This window comes from Halothiobacillus neapolitanus c2 (assembly GCF_000024765.1).
GTDB lineage: Bacteria > Pseudomonadota > Gammaproteobacteria > Halothiobacillales > Halothiobacillaceae > Halothiobacillus > Halothiobacillus neapolitanus.
Map to the genome: position 1 here is coordinate 1624338 of NC_013422.1, position 18756 is coordinate 1643093.

The window sequence follows — 18756 nt, forward strand, 5'->3', positions numbered from 1 at the left end:
TTACTCACTCACCCCCACCCTCCCCCTTAAAGGGGGAGGGAGTTTAAGAAACCAAAGCCAACTAGCGCCCTCTCATTGGAGAGGGTCGGGGTGAGGGGCTAGATTGGCTCCCTCTCCCCTTGTGGGAGAGGGTTGGGGTGAGGGGGAAAGGATTGAAAAGAACCATCATCACCAAATAACCATAGGGCACATCGAAATACCTGTGATTCGTCGTTCCCGCGAATGCGGGAACCCAGAAAAATCAAGGCGCTGGATTCCCGCCTACGCGGGAACGACGGGTTTTTCGAGGTTCCGCATAAACCATGCGCCTCTAAGGCACTAACTGGAAAAAAAAGATGAAACCAAGCCCTCCTCTCCTTAACAATCTAGTCAGCATCGCCCAGCGCGCCGGTGATGCGATTATGGCGGTGTATTCAACAGATTTTTCTGTTGAAACTAAGGCCGATGAATCCCCTCTTACCCGAGCCGATCAGGCCGCGCATGAGTTGATCGTTTCTGAACTCAAAAAGCTCGCCCCTGAGATTCCGATCCTTTCGGAAGAAGATACGGATATTCCTGGTCGAGCAGAATGGGGTTCGGGTAAGTATTGGTTGGTTGACCCATTGGATGGCACCAAAGAATTCATCAAGCGTAATGGTGAGTTCACTGTAAATATTGCATTGATTGAACAAGGCCGTGCAGTGATGGGTGTTGTTCATGCGCCTGCGCTTGGCGTAACTTATGCAGCCAGCACCAATGAAGGCGCATTTAAATTGGCTGAGGGCTCTGCGGATCAATGGCAACGTATTGAAGTCGCCCGACACGATGGAAAAACACCTTGGCGCGTGGTGGGCAGCCGTTCACACGCTGATGACTCACTTACCGAATTCATGTCGCGCTTAGGTGAATGTGAGCTGGTTTCGATGGGCAGCTCGTTGAAACTCTGTCTTGTTGCCGAGGGCGCTGCCGATATTTATCCGCGCCTTGGACCTACCAGCTTATGGGATACCGCCGCCGCACAATGCGTGGTTGAAGCAGCGGGTGGCAAAGTAATTCAACTCGATGGCAGTCCATTGAGTTACGCAAACACCGAACAATTGTTGAATCCTTTTTTTCTGGTGCATGGAATCAGTAAAACAAACTGGCCATCTTTATTTTGATGTTGATAAATAACCCTCTTGACTGGTTCAAAACGCGGCTGCGAAGTAATCGGCCAGAAAGCTTGTTTAAAAAAAATGACGCATTAATTGATCAGTCATCATCAGCTGTTGTATTCCATTGGGGCGATAGCGCAACGGTTGATTATTTTTTCCGCCAGCCGACGGTGCTTGGTTATCCCATTATTAGTCATGTGGACACAAAACAGGGCGTATTTGAACCTGTATACGATGCCAACCAATTATTGGTAGTGGTTCGGTATCTATCTGAGCGATTGTTGCCTCTGCTGGAGCAGCATAAGCGCAACGGTGGCAAGGTGGTGTTTTTTATGGATGATGACTTGCCGCACAATCTGTTTGATGCACAGTTACCCAGAGCCTATCGAAGCATGCTCTGGCATCGATTCGGACGGTTTTTAACGCAATTAGAGCCGCTGATTGATGCGCTTTGGGTGTCTACGCCGGCACTGGCGGCGCGCTATGCCCACGCTCAACCAATAGTACTCACGCCTTCAGGCTACGGTGCCGAAGCTAATACCGATTTGGTCAGCTATTTTTATCACGGTAATCCGAGTACGCACCGCCAAGAAATTGAGTGGTTGCATGCGGTGGTAGCTAATACGCAAGCCCAGTGTGCAGATACGCTTTTTATGATTATGGGGGATAGACAAGTGCGCCGGCTATTCAGTGATGTGCCGCGCACCATTATTCTGCACCCGATGCCTTGGCCTACTTATCGGGATACCTTGAGTGCCCTACCCCATCACATTGGGTTGGCACCTTTAAGACCCACAAAGTTTAATGCGCACCGCAGCCCGACCCGTTTTTTCGACTTTGCCCGTCTGGGTGCAGTGGGCCTGTTTTGTGACGTACCGCCCTATCGTGGTTTTGTGCGAGATGGCATCGATGGCTGGTTGCTTCCCAGTGAGCCCACCACCTGGAGTGATAAGATCATAGAACTTACGGAGGATGTGGATTTGCGCAAACGTGTGCTGCGTGCTGCACAAACCAGGGTGGCTGCCACCCCTCAGGAGTGATGAAGAAAGTCGTTTTACTAAGGAGTCTCTGCGCGAATCGATAGTGTCTCTGCGGGATCGCCAAGGGTCCAGATGCAAGGCGCGGTGCGCAGGGAATGGCCGTCGCCATTCTCAAGTGCCGCAACGCTGCAGATGGGCCCTTGGCGGCCCGCCCGGATGGGGCTTGCGGGCAAACCCGCAAGCCAGAGGCACCATCGATTCGTGCAGAGGCTCCTTAAGGGAAGCTCGACAACCCCGTCATTCCCGCGTAGGCGGGAATCCAGCGCCTTAATTTTTCTAGGTTACCGCTTTCGCGGGAACGACGAATCACAGGCATTCCGAGGTACTCAAGTACATTAACTTAATGGCATTGCCCCAACCAAAATGTGTCATTCATGAAGGCGGATCGAAAAATCTTCGTGCTGTAGCGTGAGATTGGGGTTGTAGTACGGGTCACTATTCAACTGCGCGCCCCAACGCGCTATCATCCAAGCTACTTCGCGCTGAAAGCGGGCCTGTTTTTCTGGCGCATCATCTCGGCCGCGCGATTTGGATTCGTGATGATAGAGTTCCGCGTGTGGCGTCCATAGGTTGCGATAGCCCGCCTCACGCACTTTGAGGCATAAATCAATATCATTGAAGGCGACAGTTAGATGATCTTCTTCAAGGCCACCGACCTGTTCGAATACTTCCTTGCGCACGAGAAGGCAGGCGCCAGTGACGGCCGATAAATTTTGCACCAACTGTAAGCGGCTGAAATAGCCGTGGGCATCCCGCGCAAAATATTTGTGGGCATGACCGGCCACGCCGCCAATACCCAAAATAACACCCGCATGCTGGATGCTGCCATCATCGAAATAAAGTTTGGCGCCCACACAGCCAATCTCGGGGCGAACGGCATGGCTGACCAGTTCCGTCAGCCAACCCGATTGGATGACCTCGATATCATTATTGATCAGACCGATAATCGTACCTTGAGCATGGGCGACGCCAAAGTTATTGATTGCGGAATAATTGAAAGGCTTGTCATAGCTCAGCACACGAATATGTTCATGCTGCGCTTGAATTTCTGCAAAGAAAAGGTGTGTTTGCGGCTCGTTACTGCCGTTATCTAAAATTATGATTTCGTAGGGTTTGTAGCTGGTTTTTTCTATGATGCTTGAAATGCAGGGTTTGAGCATGTCCAGCCGATCGCGCGTTGGTATTAATAAAGTGACCAGTGGTGCGGGTTTTGGAATGGGGTGCAGCACACGGTAGGTATTGGGCAACAAACCCGGCTGCACCATCACATCGTCTTGATTTTTACGCTTAAAGTGTTCTTCAATCGCCGCCACGCCGGCGGAAGACGTATAGTTTTTGGCATCGGCATGCAACGCCGTTGAGTTCTCTGTGATGCGCCAGTGATAGAGCACCTGCGGGATGTGATGAATCAAGGCTGGCGGTAATTTCTCTGTCACGCGCAGGGCAAGATCATGATCCTGACTGCCTTCGACGCCCACACGGAAGCCACCTACCGATTCGACCATCGCGCGCTCTACAACCATTAAATGGGTAATGTAATTTTGTGCGCACAGTAAATCCGGATTCCAGTCGGATTTGAAATGAGGATTGACTCGCCTGCCAGTACCATCAATCTTGTCTTCGTCGCTATACAAGAACAGCGGCCTTGGCTGTTGTTGAAGCGCCTCTGCAACCGCGAGCAGCGCATTGGGCGCGAGAAGATCATCATGATCAAGAAAAGTGACGTAAGCGCCGGTGGCCAGTAACAGCCCGCTATTCTGGGCAGCGGAGATATGCCCATTCTCATAGCGAAACGTGACACGAATTCGAGAATCTTTCTTCTTGTAGTGATTGAGTAATTCAATTAGTTTTTTTTGTTCCGAGGCATCATCGGCTATGCACAGTTGCCAATACGGATAAGACTGTTGCAGTACGGATTGAATGGCTGCATCCAGCCAACGTAGATCACTTTGCCAGGTAGCCATAATGACGGAGATTACAGGCTGGTAACCGAGCGAGGTGAGTGTACTTTGAATGGAATCCTGTGAACGGTGCTCGGTTTTGGCGATATAGGATTGATAGATATCTGCCTCTTCTAGGCGATGGGTATCGACCAGGTAATATTCTTTGAATAGCCGAGTCAGATAGCCAGAAAAACCATGTTTTTTGTATCGTGCACGGGATTTGGCATAAACTCGGATTGAGCTGATGCCTTTGCGCGCATCACGCCGACTCACCGCCCACATCATCGAGGCCAACGCGACGAACTCAGCGCGTCTGTACAAACGAAAACGCAGGCTCGCGGCTGTTTGTAATGCGTCGGCCTGCTGTACTTCTAGCAGCGTCAAGGGCTCGGGTGCTAGAAAGATAACGCGTAGCCTATCGGCGTGGATGATGAGTGGCAGGGTCTGAGCTGGCTCGCCCGTCACCAGGAAGAGTTTCACGACGGGATTAACGAGCGGGGAAATATTTCCGGTATAGGAAATATCCAAAACAAACCAGCCCTTCTTTTGTGGCTTTCGGGGTTTCAATCGATAAACACCCTGCCCACATTCGAGGTGCCAGTTCGAGGACGCATTGATCGAAATCACGGGTTAATTCTCACGCGATAGTGAATGGTACGCACTGCGAAAAAATCCACTCCATTTCCGCATGGATCGCCTGATTCCTCGCACGCGCACCGTTTTAAGCTTGGCTTTTTGGTGGATCAATTCGCTCAATACGTCGTCTGCATGAACGAAGCCTTTATGTTGGGGTAAGCAGTAGCGGGGATAGCGTAACAAAGTACCGGCAACTAATTGATTTAACGTTAACGAGCGCGTGCGTCGCGGACAGCTATTGTGATCATGCGTTAACCCCCAGCCGGCATAAAACGGCATTCCGTATGTGACTACTTTTATTCCGCGAATCAAGGCATCAAACCCGGTCAGAGAGGTGATGGTATGTACCTCATCGGCAACATCGAGGCAGGACAGGACGCTCTGATCAACGGCGACCAAATCACAATGTTTTCGTAAAACTGACTCGGACACGATACCTTGTCGATTACCCGAGGCCACATCGGGGTGTGGCTTGTAAATAATAAACGCGTCAGGGTTCGTTTGGCGCACATTAAGAATCAGTTCTTCATTGGTGCGCACATGGACAGCACCCATCCGAATCGACGCATCATCTGCTACTTGCCCGGGAATCAGAATCACGCTCCGGCCTGCCGGTTTGATTATGATCGGTGTGTCGTTATCGACATTGTATTTTGTGATTCTGTTCGCAACAATCCGCTCAACCAGACGCGCTGCTTCATCGCATTCTTCTTCTGAAAATTCATGCTGTTGCAGCATGTTTTCAAGATCGCTGGGGTGATTGGGGTTCGAATAGATACCCGTTCGGTCAAATACTAGGGATAGCGGCGCAACAAAATCAGAACCCAACCCGACTGAGCGCAAAAAGCCATCTTCAACCTGCACCAGAGGTATGTCCTGTTCACGCGCATAATCAAGCAGCGCGCTGTCTGCCTTGCTCGACCAAACCGCGAACTGATCTGTGGCTTCTATGCCCTTGGCTATCGCATCATCCAGAGAATCGCAAAAAACCAGACGAACCTGATCGCCAAAAAATGGACGAACCTGAGCACGCTTCCAAAAACGAAAACCAAAGCACAGAATTCGCGGTTTCTTTATCGTATTAGTCATTGACTGCTCGTTGGTTTCCTTGTGAATGTTCATGCCGAGCGGATCAATCCAAAATCGCGTGGCTTGTTTTTGGCGCGTAATGTATTGGGCTACCGTAAAAAAATCACTCGCAGTGGCGTGTATTGGATGCACATAACAGGCGTACTCCAAGTAAACCGCGTGAACTAAATCCAATACATCGCGCTGTTCTCCCCGACGTTGAGGGGCATTTTTGTCATCCGTTAGCCCCCATCCGGCATAAAACGGCTGCCCGAAACAGGTGACCGGCTTATGGAGCAGCAGCGCATCAAAACCCATTTGCGAGGTCACGACAAACACCCGATCAAAATGAGAAATAAGATCATGCGGATGAAAATCATCGGTAATGATCCGAATATGAGGGTGATTAGCCAAATTGATGCAGCCCTGACGCTTGTTAGCCAGCACATCCGGGTGAATTTTAACCCAATGCTCTGCATCTGGCTCCTCGTTCAAGGCGCAAGCCAGCATCGCTTCAAACGATTGTGCGGAGGCATTACCAAAGACAATCGAAGCATCACCGCGGGTTTGGTCCACCAGTAAAACCCGTCGAGTAGATATGTTCGGGAAATAACCTGCAGGAACGGGAAGTCCATGGTTGTATTTGCTCAAACCATTGGCTTGAATGCTCGCCAAGACCCGCTCTGCTGTTTCTCGTTGCGCGGTGGTCAGGTTCGAACTGCCAATAAGAGATTCAAGGCGGGAAAGGGTACGCGCATCATAAAAAATACCCCGATCATCCCAAACCCAAGAAAGGCTGGGTTCGCCTGCCACGGCGGTGTTGAAGGACCGCAATAATCCATCTTCAAGCAAGTAAAAAGGGCGTTGGTGCTTTTGAGCTAACGCCACGGCACGAAGCCCACTTTTTTTTCGCCCCCAGCCAATGAAACAAACAGCTATGAATCTTGGCCACAAGAATACATACCAAGTGAGTTTTCCAAGGCCAAAACACGCACCCAGCGGTTTATTTAGAGATAGGTCTATTGAGCACGCTGCTGCCAAAGCGTTGGAGTTGGAAAACTTTATTGGTTTAGTTCGTTCCTTCAAGGCTTAAAGCTTCCCTGTGATCTTATTCTTTTTGACGCTGAATATGCGCCATATGAAATTTTTGCGCCTCATCCAGCGAGTCAAAATGCGTTAATTCGCCGTCTGTGAGCACGCAAAAACGGTTGCAATACTCTTTGAGGCTCGCTATGGAGTGGGACACCAGTATCAAGCTTTTATTTTCTTTTTTCTCGAGCATTTCATCTCGGCATCGATCTTTGAAACGCTGATCCCCAACTGCCAGAACCTCGTCAATCAAATAGCAATCAAAATCAATCGCCATGGAAATACCGAAGGCTAATCGAGCCCGCATCCCGGATGAGTAACTTTTTACCGGCTCTCGGAAAAAACGGCCCAGTTCAGCAAAGTCTTCGACAAAAGGGCGTTTTTTTCGGTAATCCTCACCATAGATTCGGCAGATGAACTTCAGGTTATCAAGCCCCGTCAAGCTACCTTGAAAACCACCACCGAAGCCTAGCGGCCAAGATATCCGCATATCTTTATCTGCATGAATATAACCCGATGTGGGCGCTTCCACCCCACCCAGCAGGCGAATAAGCGTCGATTTGCCTGAGCCATTGCGCCCGAGAATACCCAAGCGATCACCCTTGGCAAGCGTGAAATCAACATCTTTTAACACGGTAAACCAGCCTTGACGGGCAAGGTATTGTTTAGTGACAGAAGAGACAACGATACTCATGGCGCGAGGTACTGCCGTGTTGTTTTCATCATGGCAAGGCCCAGCAGGGTGAGCCCCGCATCCCATCCCAAAAGATACATGGGATCGTAATAGGTGGGCACAGCATCTCCAAACATGCCATGGCGCAGCATTTCCACGCCGTGGACCATCGGGATCCAAAGTAATAATTCGCGGATGGCCGGCGGCATCCAATCGAGCATAAAAAAGGTGCCGGAGAGAAACATCAAAGGCATGCTCATAATGCCCCAGATGCGACCCACCAATTCGTGCCGTTCGCTGGCCGCGCCAAGAACCAACCCCAAACCAAAGCCGAACCAAAGCAATAGCAGCCACGCCGTGATCATTCGCAGCACGTCATCCGGTGCCGGGGATAAGCCGGTAACAATAAACACGATCATCAGCAGAATAAACGCGGCGGTAACCCCGACAAATTCCAAAAGCACGCGGGTAATATAAATATCAATCATCTTAATGTGGCGGTGGTACAGCAAAGCCGAATTCGCGCTCAACGCGCGTTGGCACTGATTGGCCGAATTTCGCCATAACATCAACGAAGAGTAACCGGTGGCAGCAAAAGCCTCGATCGATATGTTTCCACGCTCATGCATGCCCGACATATACCAGAACGTGGAGATGGAGATGACAAACAACGCCGGTTCGAACACCAGCCAGAGCACACCAAAATTATTGCGCCCGAACCGGGTGATCATCTCGCGCAGCATCATGGCGTGGATGACTCGGAACTGGATGGCAAAGGATTGCTTAAATGTCGTGGTCGATTTCATGATCCACCAAATTGAAGCTCGAAAAACTTGTCATTCCCGCGTAGGCGGGAATCCAGCGCCTTGATTTTTCTGGGTTCCCGCTTTCGCGGGAACGACGAATCACGGTATTTCGAGGTGCCCCAAAGTGCGCGAAAAAAAGTACTCATTACTCGATGTGCTCACGAATACCGGCCGTCAGCAATTCAACAATCCCCCAGATAATCAGGCCCAGCAGGAAAGTTGCCAGCACGATTTGCAGGCGATGCGGCAAAAAGGCTTCATCCGGCAAATTGGGTGCTGAAATGCGCTCAAGATAGAGTTGTTTTTTTCGGGCGTCTGCATTGGCTTGCTCCAGCGAGGCTAGTGCACTGCCCAGTTGTTGTTCGGCTAGGCTGTTTTCGAGGGTGAGACGCTGGTACTCGATCATTTTGGTGGCGATAGAACCACCGGACAAACCGGCTACTTTGTTTTCCAGTCGCTCAATTTCATTCTTTAGCAGTGTCTCTTCTCTTTTCAGCACGGGTATTTGCGGACTATTGCCACTAACTACCACCAACTGAGCCAATTGGCTGCGCACATCGAGCAACTTGCCTTGCAGTGTGCCAATCATCGTGAGCGGTAATTCCGCCTCTTTTTGCGGATCAAGTAACCCGGATTCATTGCGGAATTGCGCCAGTTTCGAGGCGGACTCGCGCGCCTGTTCTTTTGCTTTATCTACTTGATTGACTGAAAAAGAAATCGTGTCTCGTCGAGCACGGTCATTGAGTTGGTTAACCAGCTCCTCACTGTAACTAATCAAAGAGCGGTTGATGGTTTGCGCTTCATCTGCCTTGAATGCCTTAACGGAAATAGTGAGCACCGAGCTCATCGGATCGACCGACACGCCTAGCTGCTTGACGAAGTATTTGTAGAAGTTCGCCAGGCTGCCATCCAGCCCGAAACCATTGAAACGGCTGATTGGATCCACATTTTTGGAGGAATACCAGTTTATAACAGGGTATTGCTTGATCAAGCGATCGACGGCCGCGTGAGAGACCACATAGTTTTGTATTACATAGGCATCCGATTGCGAGTTGGAAAACCCAAAGCCTTGAAACAATCCCGATAAACTGGCGCTGGAAATACTGGATTTATCGGCACTGCGAACCACGACTTGTGACTCGGACACATAAATATTCGAGGCAACGAGCCCGTAATAAGCAGAAACGATTAATGTCGGGATCAGTACGAAAATCCAAAAGAAAACGTTCTTGAACAGCTTAAGAATGGAGGACACAACAGATTCCTTTTTGATTATTTGAGCGAATCAAGCTGCGCCAATGCTTGATCGATGTGCTTGGTTTGATGACTGCAACTAATAAAAAAACGCAAACGTGCCGCACGCTCCTCGACCGCAGGGTAAATGATCGGCTGGGCATTGATACCCTGTTCCAAAAGGCTGATCGACAGTTTAACCGCTTTTAGCGAGTTTCCTAAAACCACGGGGACAACGGAATAGCCCATGCTCAAACCCGTGTTGAAACTGTAGGCACGAGCCTGCTCCAAAAAATACCGACCGTTGGTATGCAATGAACTGACCCGTTCTGGTTCAGTCCTCAATATATTTAACGCCGCCAGCGATGCTGCCGCCACAGGCGGCGCCATGCCCACGCTGTAGACAAACCCTGGCGCACTGTAACGCAATTGCTCAATCAGCGCGGTGCTCCCTGCAATGTAGCCACCGCAGCCAGCCAGCGCTTTGCTCAAAGTGCCCATCCAGATATCTACAGCTTTTGCAGGCACGTTGGCGTGTTCGCGCAACCCTAAACCCGTGGCACCCAATACGCCGAATGAGTGCGCTTCATCAACCATGAGTAAAGCGCCGAACTGATTTTTTATCCGCACCAGTTCGGGTAAATCTGGCGCATCCCCATCCATGCTGTAGATGCCTTCCACCACGATTAAAACGCGCTCAAAACGATCGCGCTGTTCGATGAGTAATCGCTCCAGCGCCTCGGTATCGTTATGCGGGAAGCTGCGCCGGGTAGCACCGGAAAGCTGCGCACCGACCAGGGCGCTGTTGTGAATCAGGGCATCGTGCACAATCAGGTCTTTAGCGCCAAACAGATGCCCGATGACCGAGACATTGGTGGCATGGCCGCTTACGAACACCAGCGCGTCATCCACTTGGTACGTTTCGGCCAGTGCGCGCTCCAACTCTCGATGAATCGGTCGCTCACCCGAGACGATGCGGCTGGCCGATACCGAGGTGCCGTAGGTGCCGATGGCCTCGATGGCGGCTTGCTGCACGCGGGGGTCGCTGCTTAAGCCTAAGTAATCGTAGCTGGAGAAGTTAATGCACTCTTTGCCATTGATCACAGTGGTGGCACCCGCTGTGCCTTCATGCAGGCCAAAAAATGGGTTTTCTGCACCGAGCAACTTGGCGGCATCGCGCAGCATTTTTTGCTGCTTGTAGCCTTCGAACTGTTCAAATTGGGTGTAGCTTGACGGGTATTTTTTAGCTGCGGGCAATACAGCTCTGTTCGATTGCCCGCCGTTGGTTTTGGGCGTGAGGAAACGCTTAATCAGCGCCGCTTTGCTGGGCTTTTCCTTGTTGGGCGCATCAGGGGGTGTTGTGTCATATCCATTCATGGCTTAATCAATTCCTTGAGCGCGGATTGTTCATCAATGCTTAGGCCATCGGAATGCTGTTGCACCAGATGGTTCAAGCGCTGGGCTTCTTGCTTTGCGGGTTCGTCTTCTTCGCTGGTGGCGTGCAGCATACTCAAAAGCCGCTCCGCCAGGCGAGTCACGGTGGGGCCTTCATTCAGCGCCATCGCCGAAAGCCGAATACCCACGCGCTTTTCAATGCCCAAGGCCAGTTCAACGGCCATGAGCGAATCAAGACCCATGTCAAAAAGTGAGCGTTGGGTGTCGATTTTCGTGACCGATAAATTCAGCACCTGCGCGACTTCTTCGGCAATCACGGTCGAAAGCTGGCTTAAGGCTTCATCGGAGCTGAGGGTTTTGAGCTTCTCGATGAGTTGATCTTCTTCCAGCACCTCAGCGCGCCCGCCTTCGGCAGTTAAATAGGCAAAACGATTGAGGCTATGCGTCGGCAAGATGCGTTGCAGCGCGGTGCCGCTCAAACTCATCACAGCTAACCCGCTCTCGCCGCTACGCAGGCAGCGCGCCAATACATCCAAGGCTTGAGCGGTAGTAATGGCCTGCCCGCCGGTGCGCGCTTCCAAACTATCCAGCACTTGCTGGTGCTCGGTTAAATACCCCGCATCGCCAATGGGGCCCCACAGCAACGCGGTGCCGGGCAGCCCTTGGCTACGCCGCGTTCGTATCAGTGCTTCCATCGCGGCATTGGCGGCCACATAGTTGGCTTGCCCCGCATTACCCAGCATGGTGGTGACGGATGAATACAGTACGAAAAAATCCAGCGACTGCGTGCGTGTAGCCTGATGCAGATGCCAAGCACCAGCGACTTTGGGCGTAATTACGCGCGCCATGCGCTCGGCATTGAGGTTTTGCATTAAAGCATCGTCCAGCACCATAGCGGCATGGATCACGCCGCGCAGCGGATAGGCCGAGGCGGACTTGTCGGCATACTGAGCGCACAGGTTTTTCACCGCTTCGGCATCACCCACATCCAGCGCCACCACCTCAATCCGTGATTGCAGGGCACCCAACTGTTTGAGTTTTTCGGCGAGGTCTGGGGTATTCACGCCACGCCGTGCCGCTAGAATAACTTTACCCGCGCCGTGTTGCAGTAACCAGCGCGCGGTTTCAAAACCAAAGCCGGTCAGCCCGCCGGTCACCAAATAACTCGCATGGGCCTTGGCCTGCCAGCTTGCGGGAATGGGCGGCACAATGGTTTGTGGTGCGGTGGATAAATCGACCACCAGCTTACCGATGTGCTTGGCTTGTTGCATATTGCGAAAGGCATCCACCACGCGCTCGGCGCTAAAACGCTGATACGGCAAGGGATGTAACACACCCTCGTCGAATAAGGCCATCACGGCGCGAAACACCTCGGCGGTGAGCTCAGGGCGTGCCGCCATCAATTGATCGGCATCAATACCAAAATAGCTAATGTTGTCTTTGAACGGGCGCAACCCCATTGGGGTATTGGCATAAAAATCGCGCTTACCCAATTCCAAAAACCGACCAAAGGGGCGCAACACATCCAGATTGCGCTCGATGGCTTCGCCCGCCAAGGAGTTAAGCACAACATCCACGCCCTGCCCATGCGTATCGGCCATGATTTGATCGGCAAAACTCAGATCACGCGAGCTGTAAATATGAGTCACACCCATCAGCCGCAGAAAATCGCGCTTCTCTTCGCTGCCCGCCGTGGCGTAAACCTCGGCGCCCAGATGCTGCGCCAGTTGAATCGCGGCGATACCCACACCGCCCGCACCGCCGTGAATCAGCACCCGCTCACCCGCGCGCAATCGGGCCATTTCTACCAGCGCGTAATACACAGTGAAAAACACCGTCGGAACCGTCGCCGCCTGTGCAAACGACCAGTGTTCCGGCATGCGCCCCACCGCATTGCCACGCGTCATGACATGACTGGCAAAGCATTGCGGCCCAAAGCCCAATACGGCATCGCCCGCCGCGACATGATCGACCTTTGCGCCCACGCGGGTGATGATCCCCGCGCATTCCAGCCCCAAGCTCGCGCCCGAAAAGCCGTTTTCGACTGCTTCATCACCCAGCAAGCCCATGGCAAACATCACATCGCGGAAGTTAAGGCCGACAGCCTGCACCTTGAGCTCAACGTCTTCATCGCCAAGCACGGGTTCTGCCACCGATTGCCATTGCAAATTGCGCAATTGGCCGGGGGAATCGAATGTGAGGGCGTAGCGATTCAGCGAGGCATCACCCGATAAGCTGGGCTCGTCCGCTGCCGGAACCACGCGCAAACTTTGCACGCGTCCTGCTTCAAGAACCAGTTCACGCTCCTCGGCCGGTGTGCTTAAAAGTCCGTGTAGCTCAGTGCGCAGCCATTGATCTTTTGCATCGCCGCGTGGGTCAATCAGGTACAAATTCAACGCCGGATATTCATTCATCGCCACCCGCGCCATGCCCCACAGCGCGGCATTAACGGGTTGTTCACGGGCATCGGAATCACTGGCCAAAGATCCAAAGGGCAGCAAGATAAAAATTGGCTGTGTACTTTCTTGGCGCGAGAGAATTTGCAGCTGTTCAAGCAGGTGATTGGTGGCATGTAGCGGGGTGGCTGCCAAATCTTCCATGGGTGAGAGAATGCCACCGAGCAGGATGACGGGGCATTCAGATGCTGGCGTGTCGTCCGAGGCCGGTTCAAATACCGCCGTAAGATCAAGCTGATCGATAAGATCGGCACCCGTCGAGTTCAATGCGACAAATTGCGCCAACGGCTTGGCTGACATTGCAGGCTGGTTTGCGGCGCTGGTTTGATCTTCATCCGCACAAGCCGATGGAATAGAGTAGATATGCAGCGCAGCGCCCGAATGCGTTTCGTCATCGGGTTCATGCCAACAATGTGTTGTTTGCGGCGCATGCTGGGCAAACCGCGCCATGTGCTCATCGGCAACACGATGCGAATGCCATTGAGCCAAGGCCTCACCGCCTGCGGCAAGCCCATCGAGAAATGCCGCATAGGTGGATGACTCTGGCTGCGCGATGACGCGCAAGCCGCCGGCTGCCGCTTTGGTCAGCGCGTCAACATCTAAAGCGGGATCAAGGCTGGCTTTGCCTTTGAGCCAGAGCAGGTCAAATGCGCCCAGCGAACCGTCTGCGAGCTGTTGCTGGCCCTGTAGCCAGGGCAGCAGTTTTAAATGCTGCGGATCGTGGGCAACCCAGGTTGAAAAAGCTTCGCTATTGGGCGATGTGGTGAAAACCGTCACGCCGAGTATCGGGAAATAGGCGCGCAAAACTTGGGTAAATTGATGCGGATCGCTGTGTTCATCGCCCACCAGCAACACGCGCAGGCGACGCACCCCCGCTTGCGCCAGCCCCTGCCCAAGCTGCGTGCAGAACGCATCGCGTAGCCCGCGTTGTCCTTGGGCGGCCAGCCCATCAACCTGCCATTGGGCGAACAAGGCACTGTGCTCTGCGATCGCTTGCGCATCCGCCGCATTCGCTTGCCCACAGAATCGCTGCTTGAGGTGCGCGCCCCAGCGGGCGGTCAGGGTCGCCTCGGCATTGGCTTCGGGGTAGTCTTGATTGAGCATCGTCCAGATGTCACCGCTCGACGGCGGCGCATCGAGCAGGCGGTGCGGTGTGGTTGCGGCATCCACATATTCTTGCGCGATCAGCTCGCTGAGTACACCGTGATACAGTGCCGAATCACCGGCGATATCTTCAGGCAAATGGCCTTGCGCATCGGCAAGCTCAGCCACTGATTCATAAGCGCAAGAAATGGCCAGCGCATCCAGCAAGGGGCGAATTTCGCTGAAATAACATGCGCGGCTGGACGAACCGGCAAGCGCCGGTTGATCAGCAACCAATGAAGGCCAATGATCCGCTAATTGAAAACCGTTTGTTTTACTCGGTAGATCAAACACTTGAGTTTGCCATAACTGCGGCGCAGCGTTGGCCGCCGCAAAATGCGCCGCCTTGAAGCGGCAGTCGCGCAATTCGGCGATGAGCCGCCCATCCGCGTGATACAACGAGAAATCCGCCACCACCGAATGCGCCGATACGCGCTTGATTCGTCCGCGAAAGCCAGTGGGCTGCACGCCAGACTGCACCACCACAAGACGCCCCACCTGTACCGGTAAATAGCTTTGCCGCGTGGCCGAACCCACCGCCCCAGTGTGTGATAGCAAGGACTGAAAACACAGATCCAGCATCGCGGGATGCAGATGGTGCGCTCGATCCTCGGTAACCACCGTTGGCAGAGCCAGTTCTCCGCGAATCTGGTTACCCGCAACGGTTAACTGACCAATACCACGAAAACTCGCCCCATAATCCAGCCCAAGCGCCTTGGCGGTTTGGTAATGGGTGGCGGCATCAATGACGCGGGCATCGGCGGGCATATCCATTGAGATAGGCTGAGTGATTTGATCGAAGGGTAAATCATCGGCGATGGCACGCAATTGCCCAATCGCATGTTCCGTCCAGTCATCATCACTCAAGCGGCGGCGGCTTTGGATGGAAAAGCGCTGATCGTGGCCGAAAATACGCGTGCGCAGCGTACGGCTCTGCCTGGCTTCAAACACCAACGGATGCAGAATACTCAACGCTCGTACTTCTGTTTTCGCCCAGCGCAAACCCAGATCGGCGGCGGCAAGCGCCAGTTCAAGATACGCCGCGCCCGGAAAGACAACCGAGCCATCGACGCGATGATCGTTGAGGTACGGCACCCGGTCGGCATCAAGGATATTTTCCCAAGCCAGTGGCGCATCTTTGAGCGGATAACCCAACAGCGGATGCACATTAGCACGATAAATCAGGTTGTAGCCTTCGTTGGTTTCTTGTGCCCAATAACGCTGGCGCTGCCAAGGGTATTTGGGCAGATCGACCACAGTGCGTTTTTTTTGCACCACGGAAGCATCAACGCCACGATGCAAACGAATCCGCAACTCGGCTTCTTGAATATCCAGCAAAGTATCAGCATTTTTGCGTGCCAACGTGACCACTTGAACATTTTGCACGCCCTTTTCTTGCGCGCATTGGCTGATGTAGCGCGGCAAAATGGCATGCGGGCTAATCTCGACAAACTGGGTGAAACCCTCGGTCAATAAATGCTCGATGGCCGGCGCAAATTGCACCGGTTCGCGCACATTGCGCCACCAATAATGCGCATTCAAGGATTCACCCGCATGCGGCAAACCGGTCACGGTTGACACAAAACCCCTTCCCGCCTGTGGGCTCAAAGCCGCGAGATTGACATTAATCTCATCGGCAATCGGTGCCATGGCTTCGCTATGGAAGGCGTAATCCAAATCCAATACGCGCGAGAAAATGCCAGCCTGCTCAAGGTGCGCATTCAAGGCGAGCAAGGAGGGCTCATCCCCCGACAAGGTTAAGGAATTGGGCGCATTGAACCCGGCAATCGTGCAGGATTCAGGCAGAATATCCAGTTGCGCTAGGGTGGAACTCAAGGCATCAGCCGTTAGCGCCGTGGCCAGCATGCGGCCACTGCCTGCAGTTTTGGCTTGCGCTTGACTGCGCACCGCAACCACCGTGATGGCATCCGCCAAGGACAGGCAACCCGCCGCCCAAGCCGCCGCAATCTCGCCCACACTATGACCTGCGTAGGCCTCGGCGGTAATGCCTTGCGCCTGCAACCACTCGGTATAGGCCACTTGCAAGGCGAATAACAAGGGCTGAGCCACGGCGGTATCGTTTAACCGACTCCGCTCTGGCTTTGCCTTCAACTCGGCGAGCAGCGAAAAGCCGATCAAGGGTTGCATCTGCCGATCCAACTTGCGCAGCACACGGGCAAAACTCGGGGACTCGCGCAGTAGCGCCATCCCCATGCCCTGCCACTGCGCGCCGTTGCCGCCATACACAAACGCACAACGGCGTGGCGCAATAGCCGATGGCGCAGTGGGCACTTCGTGCAGCACTGCACCGCGCGGTAACTCATCGCCCTCACTTAGCTCGGCGATTTGACGCAAACGCTGCACGATCTCCGCCACCGACACGCCAACAACTCCCAAACGCAGCGGCATCCACTCTCGTTGAGTGGCGGCGGCCTGCGCCACGCTCGCGTAGTGCTCGGGATTTGCCGCAATCAAATCAGCATATGCGCACGCCAAGGCATTCAACGCGGGGCGATCCTTGGCGCTAAACATCAGCGCGGGTAGCGACTGGGATGGTTTGCCTGGTTTGGTAGCAACCATTGGCGCAGATTCGATAATCACATGCGCATTGGTGCCGCCAAAACCAAACGAATTGACGGCAGCATACGCGGGACGATCTTGCACCCGCAAAGCCGTTGGCTGGCGCACGATTTCAATGTGATGTTTGTCCAAAGCCAACTTGGGATTCAACACGCTCGAATGGATCGAAGGCGGAATTTCACGATGCTGCAAACTCAACACGGCTTTAATCAGCCCCGCCATACCCGAAGCGGGTTCCATATGACCAATATTGGACTTTATCGAGCCGACAAGCAGCCGGTTCGCATCGGAACGCCCCGCGCCATAAACCCGGCCAATGGCTTCGATTTCAATCGGATCACCGACCGACGTGCCGGTGCCGTGGGCTTCCAGATAATCGACATCGGTTGGGCTTACCCCTGATTTGGCCAACACCTGCTGCAATAAACGGGCTTGCCCTTCGGCGCTGGGGATGGTGATACCGGTTTTGCTGCCGCCATCGGAATTTGTGCCTGTGGCACGAATCACTGCATGGATGCGATCCTCATCGCGTTGCGCGGCGTGCAGGGGTTTAAGCAATAACACCGCCCCGCCTTCGGCGCGCACATAGCCATTGGCATCGGCGCTAAAGGATTTGGATCGTCCATCGGCCGACAACATGGACGCATGCGAAAACCCAACAAACGGATAGGGATGCGCCAGTAAATTCGCCCCGCCCACCAAGGCGGTTTCACTCTCGCCCCGGCGGATCGACTCGCAAGCCATGTGCAAGGCCACCAATGAAGAGGAGCACGCCGTATCAATCGACAAGCTTGGGCCATGTAAATCATAGACATAAGATAGTCGATTAGCCGCGATACTCAGCGTGCCACCGAGCATGGAATAGGCATTCATCGAGGCCAAATCATCCACCGTGCGCGTGCCGTATTCGGTCGAGGAAATACCGACAAACACCCCGCAAGCAGACCCCGCATAGGCAGACGGCGTGCTACCCGCATCTTCAAAGGCATGCCAGGCCAACTCGAGCAGCAAACGGTGCTGCGGGTCGATCTTTAAGGCCTCACGCGGCGAAATACCAAAAAAAGCCGGATCAAAATCGCCAATATTCTCGACGACGCCCGCCTTGAAGGTAACGCTCCGCCCCGGCTCATCACGGCGATCATGCTGGTGAAATTGCGTATCAAACCGATCGGCAGGCACCTCGGTCACAAGATCACGCCCGGCCAAAAGTGCATCCCACAACTGCGTTTGATCTGAAAGATTGCCGGGGAGCCGATGCGCAATACCGACAATGGCAATGGGCGAACTATTTTTGACGCGATGAGGAGCAGTGTGTTTTTTCATTGGGTTAAAACTTAATGGACCAATGGTTTTAATTTATGAGCCAAGTATACCTACATGAATCGCCCTGTGTTTGAACCAACCCCATAAATTGGGAAATTGTAGTTTCGCCCCTCATCTACTCCGACCAAGATATTGCAAGTTTCAAAATAATCACCAGAAAGTCAGAAAAAAGTTATCAACAAATTCTGTGGATAACCTTGGGTATAAAGTTACCATGACTTTACTTCGTCAAGTGGTT

9 protein-coding genes are annotated in these 18756 nt (G+C 53.2%); 2 read left to right on the forward strand and 7 right to left on the reverse strand.

Annotated elements, in window-relative coordinates:
* The first annotated feature begins 335 nt into the window (after positions 1–335).
* Positions 336–1139: a 3'(2'),5'-bisphosphate nucleotidase CysQ gene (gene cysQ, locus HNEAP_RS07525; protein WP_012824366.1), complete on the forward strand. Its 804-nt coding sequence runs from the start codon at positions 336–338 to the stop codon at positions 1137–1139.
* Between the two features lie 62 nt (positions 1140–1201).
* Complete coding sequence (locus HNEAP_RS07530; RefSeq protein ID WP_133484598.1) at positions 1202–2173, forward strand: glycosyltransferase family protein; 972 nt, start codon at positions 1202–1204, stop codon at positions 2171–2173.
* 368 nt (positions 2174–2541) lie between these two features.
* Here HNEAP_RS07530 and HNEAP_RS07535 read toward each other — a convergent pair whose 3' ends face one another.
* From HNEAP_RS07535 to HNEAP_RS07565, 7 genes are all read right to left on the reverse strand, one after another.
* The gene (locus HNEAP_RS07535) at positions 2542–4743 is read right to left on the reverse strand and encodes a glycosyltransferase family 2 protein (protein ID WP_012824368.1); all 2202 of its coding nucleotides are present in this window, start codon (positions 4741–4743) and stop codon (positions 2542–2544) included.
* A gap of 3 nt (positions 4744–4746) precedes the next feature.
* Positions 4747–6906, reverse strand: coding sequence for a capsular polysaccharide export protein, LipB/KpsS family (locus tag HNEAP_RS07540; protein ID WP_081441125.1), 2160 nt, complete (start codon positions 6904–6906; stop codon positions 4747–4749).
* Between the two features lie 22 nt (positions 6907–6928).
* Positions 6929–7603 carry an ABC transporter ATP-binding protein gene (locus HNEAP_RS07545; protein WP_012824370.1) on the reverse strand — a complete coding sequence of 225 codons (675 nt, stop codon included), beginning with the start codon at positions 7601–7603 and terminating at the stop codon, positions 6929–6931.
* Positions 7600–8388 (reverse strand): ABC transporter permease, encoded by a 789-nt coding sequence (locus tag HNEAP_RS07550; protein WP_012824371.1) that lies wholly within the window; start codon positions 8386–8388, stop codon positions 7600–7602. The genes HNEAP_RS07545 and HNEAP_RS07550 overlap by 4 nt, the downstream gene beginning before the upstream one ends.
* Positions 8389–8533: 145 nt before the next feature.
* Complete coding sequence (locus HNEAP_RS07555; protein WP_012824372.1) at positions 8534–9643, reverse strand: KpsE/RkpR family capsule polysaccharide export protein; 1110 nt, start codon at positions 9641–9643, stop codon at positions 8534–8536.
* Between the two features lie 17 nt (positions 9644–9660).
* Positions 9661–10998, reverse strand: coding sequence for an aminotransferase class I/II-fold pyridoxal phosphate-dependent enzyme (locus tag HNEAP_RS07560; protein ID WP_012824373.1), 1338 nt, complete (start codon positions 10996–10998; stop codon positions 9661–9663).
* Positions 10995–18518, reverse strand: coding sequence for a type I polyketide synthase (locus tag HNEAP_RS07565; protein ID WP_012824374.1), 7524 nt, complete (start codon positions 18516–18518; stop codon positions 10995–10997). Before HNEAP_RS07565 ends, HNEAP_RS07560 begins: the two co-directional genes overlap by 4 nt.
* Positions 18519–18756 lie beyond the last annotated feature (238 nt).

Excerpts from the sequence above, each read along its gene's own strand:
- HNEAP_RS07545 (WP_012824370.1), bottom strand. The coding sequence starts at position 7,603 with ATGAGTATCGTTGTCTCTTCTGTCACTAAACAATACCTTGCCCGTCAA.
- HNEAP_RS07565 (WP_012824374.1), bottom strand. The coding sequence starts at position 18,518 with ATGAAAAAACACACTGCTCCTCATCGCGTCAAAAATAGTTCGCCCATT.
- HNEAP_RS07560 (WP_012824373.1), bottom strand. The coding sequence starts at position 10,998 with ATGAATGGATATGACACAACACCCCCTGATGCGCCCAACAAGGAAAAG.
- HNEAP_RS07550 (WP_012824371.1), bottom strand. The coding sequence starts at position 8,388 with ATGAAATCGACCACGACATTTAAGCAATCCTTTGCCATCCAGTTCCGA.
- cysQ (WP_012824366.1), top strand. The coding sequence starts at position 336 with ATGAAACCAAGCCCTCCTCTCCTTAACAATCTAGTCAGCATCGCCCAG.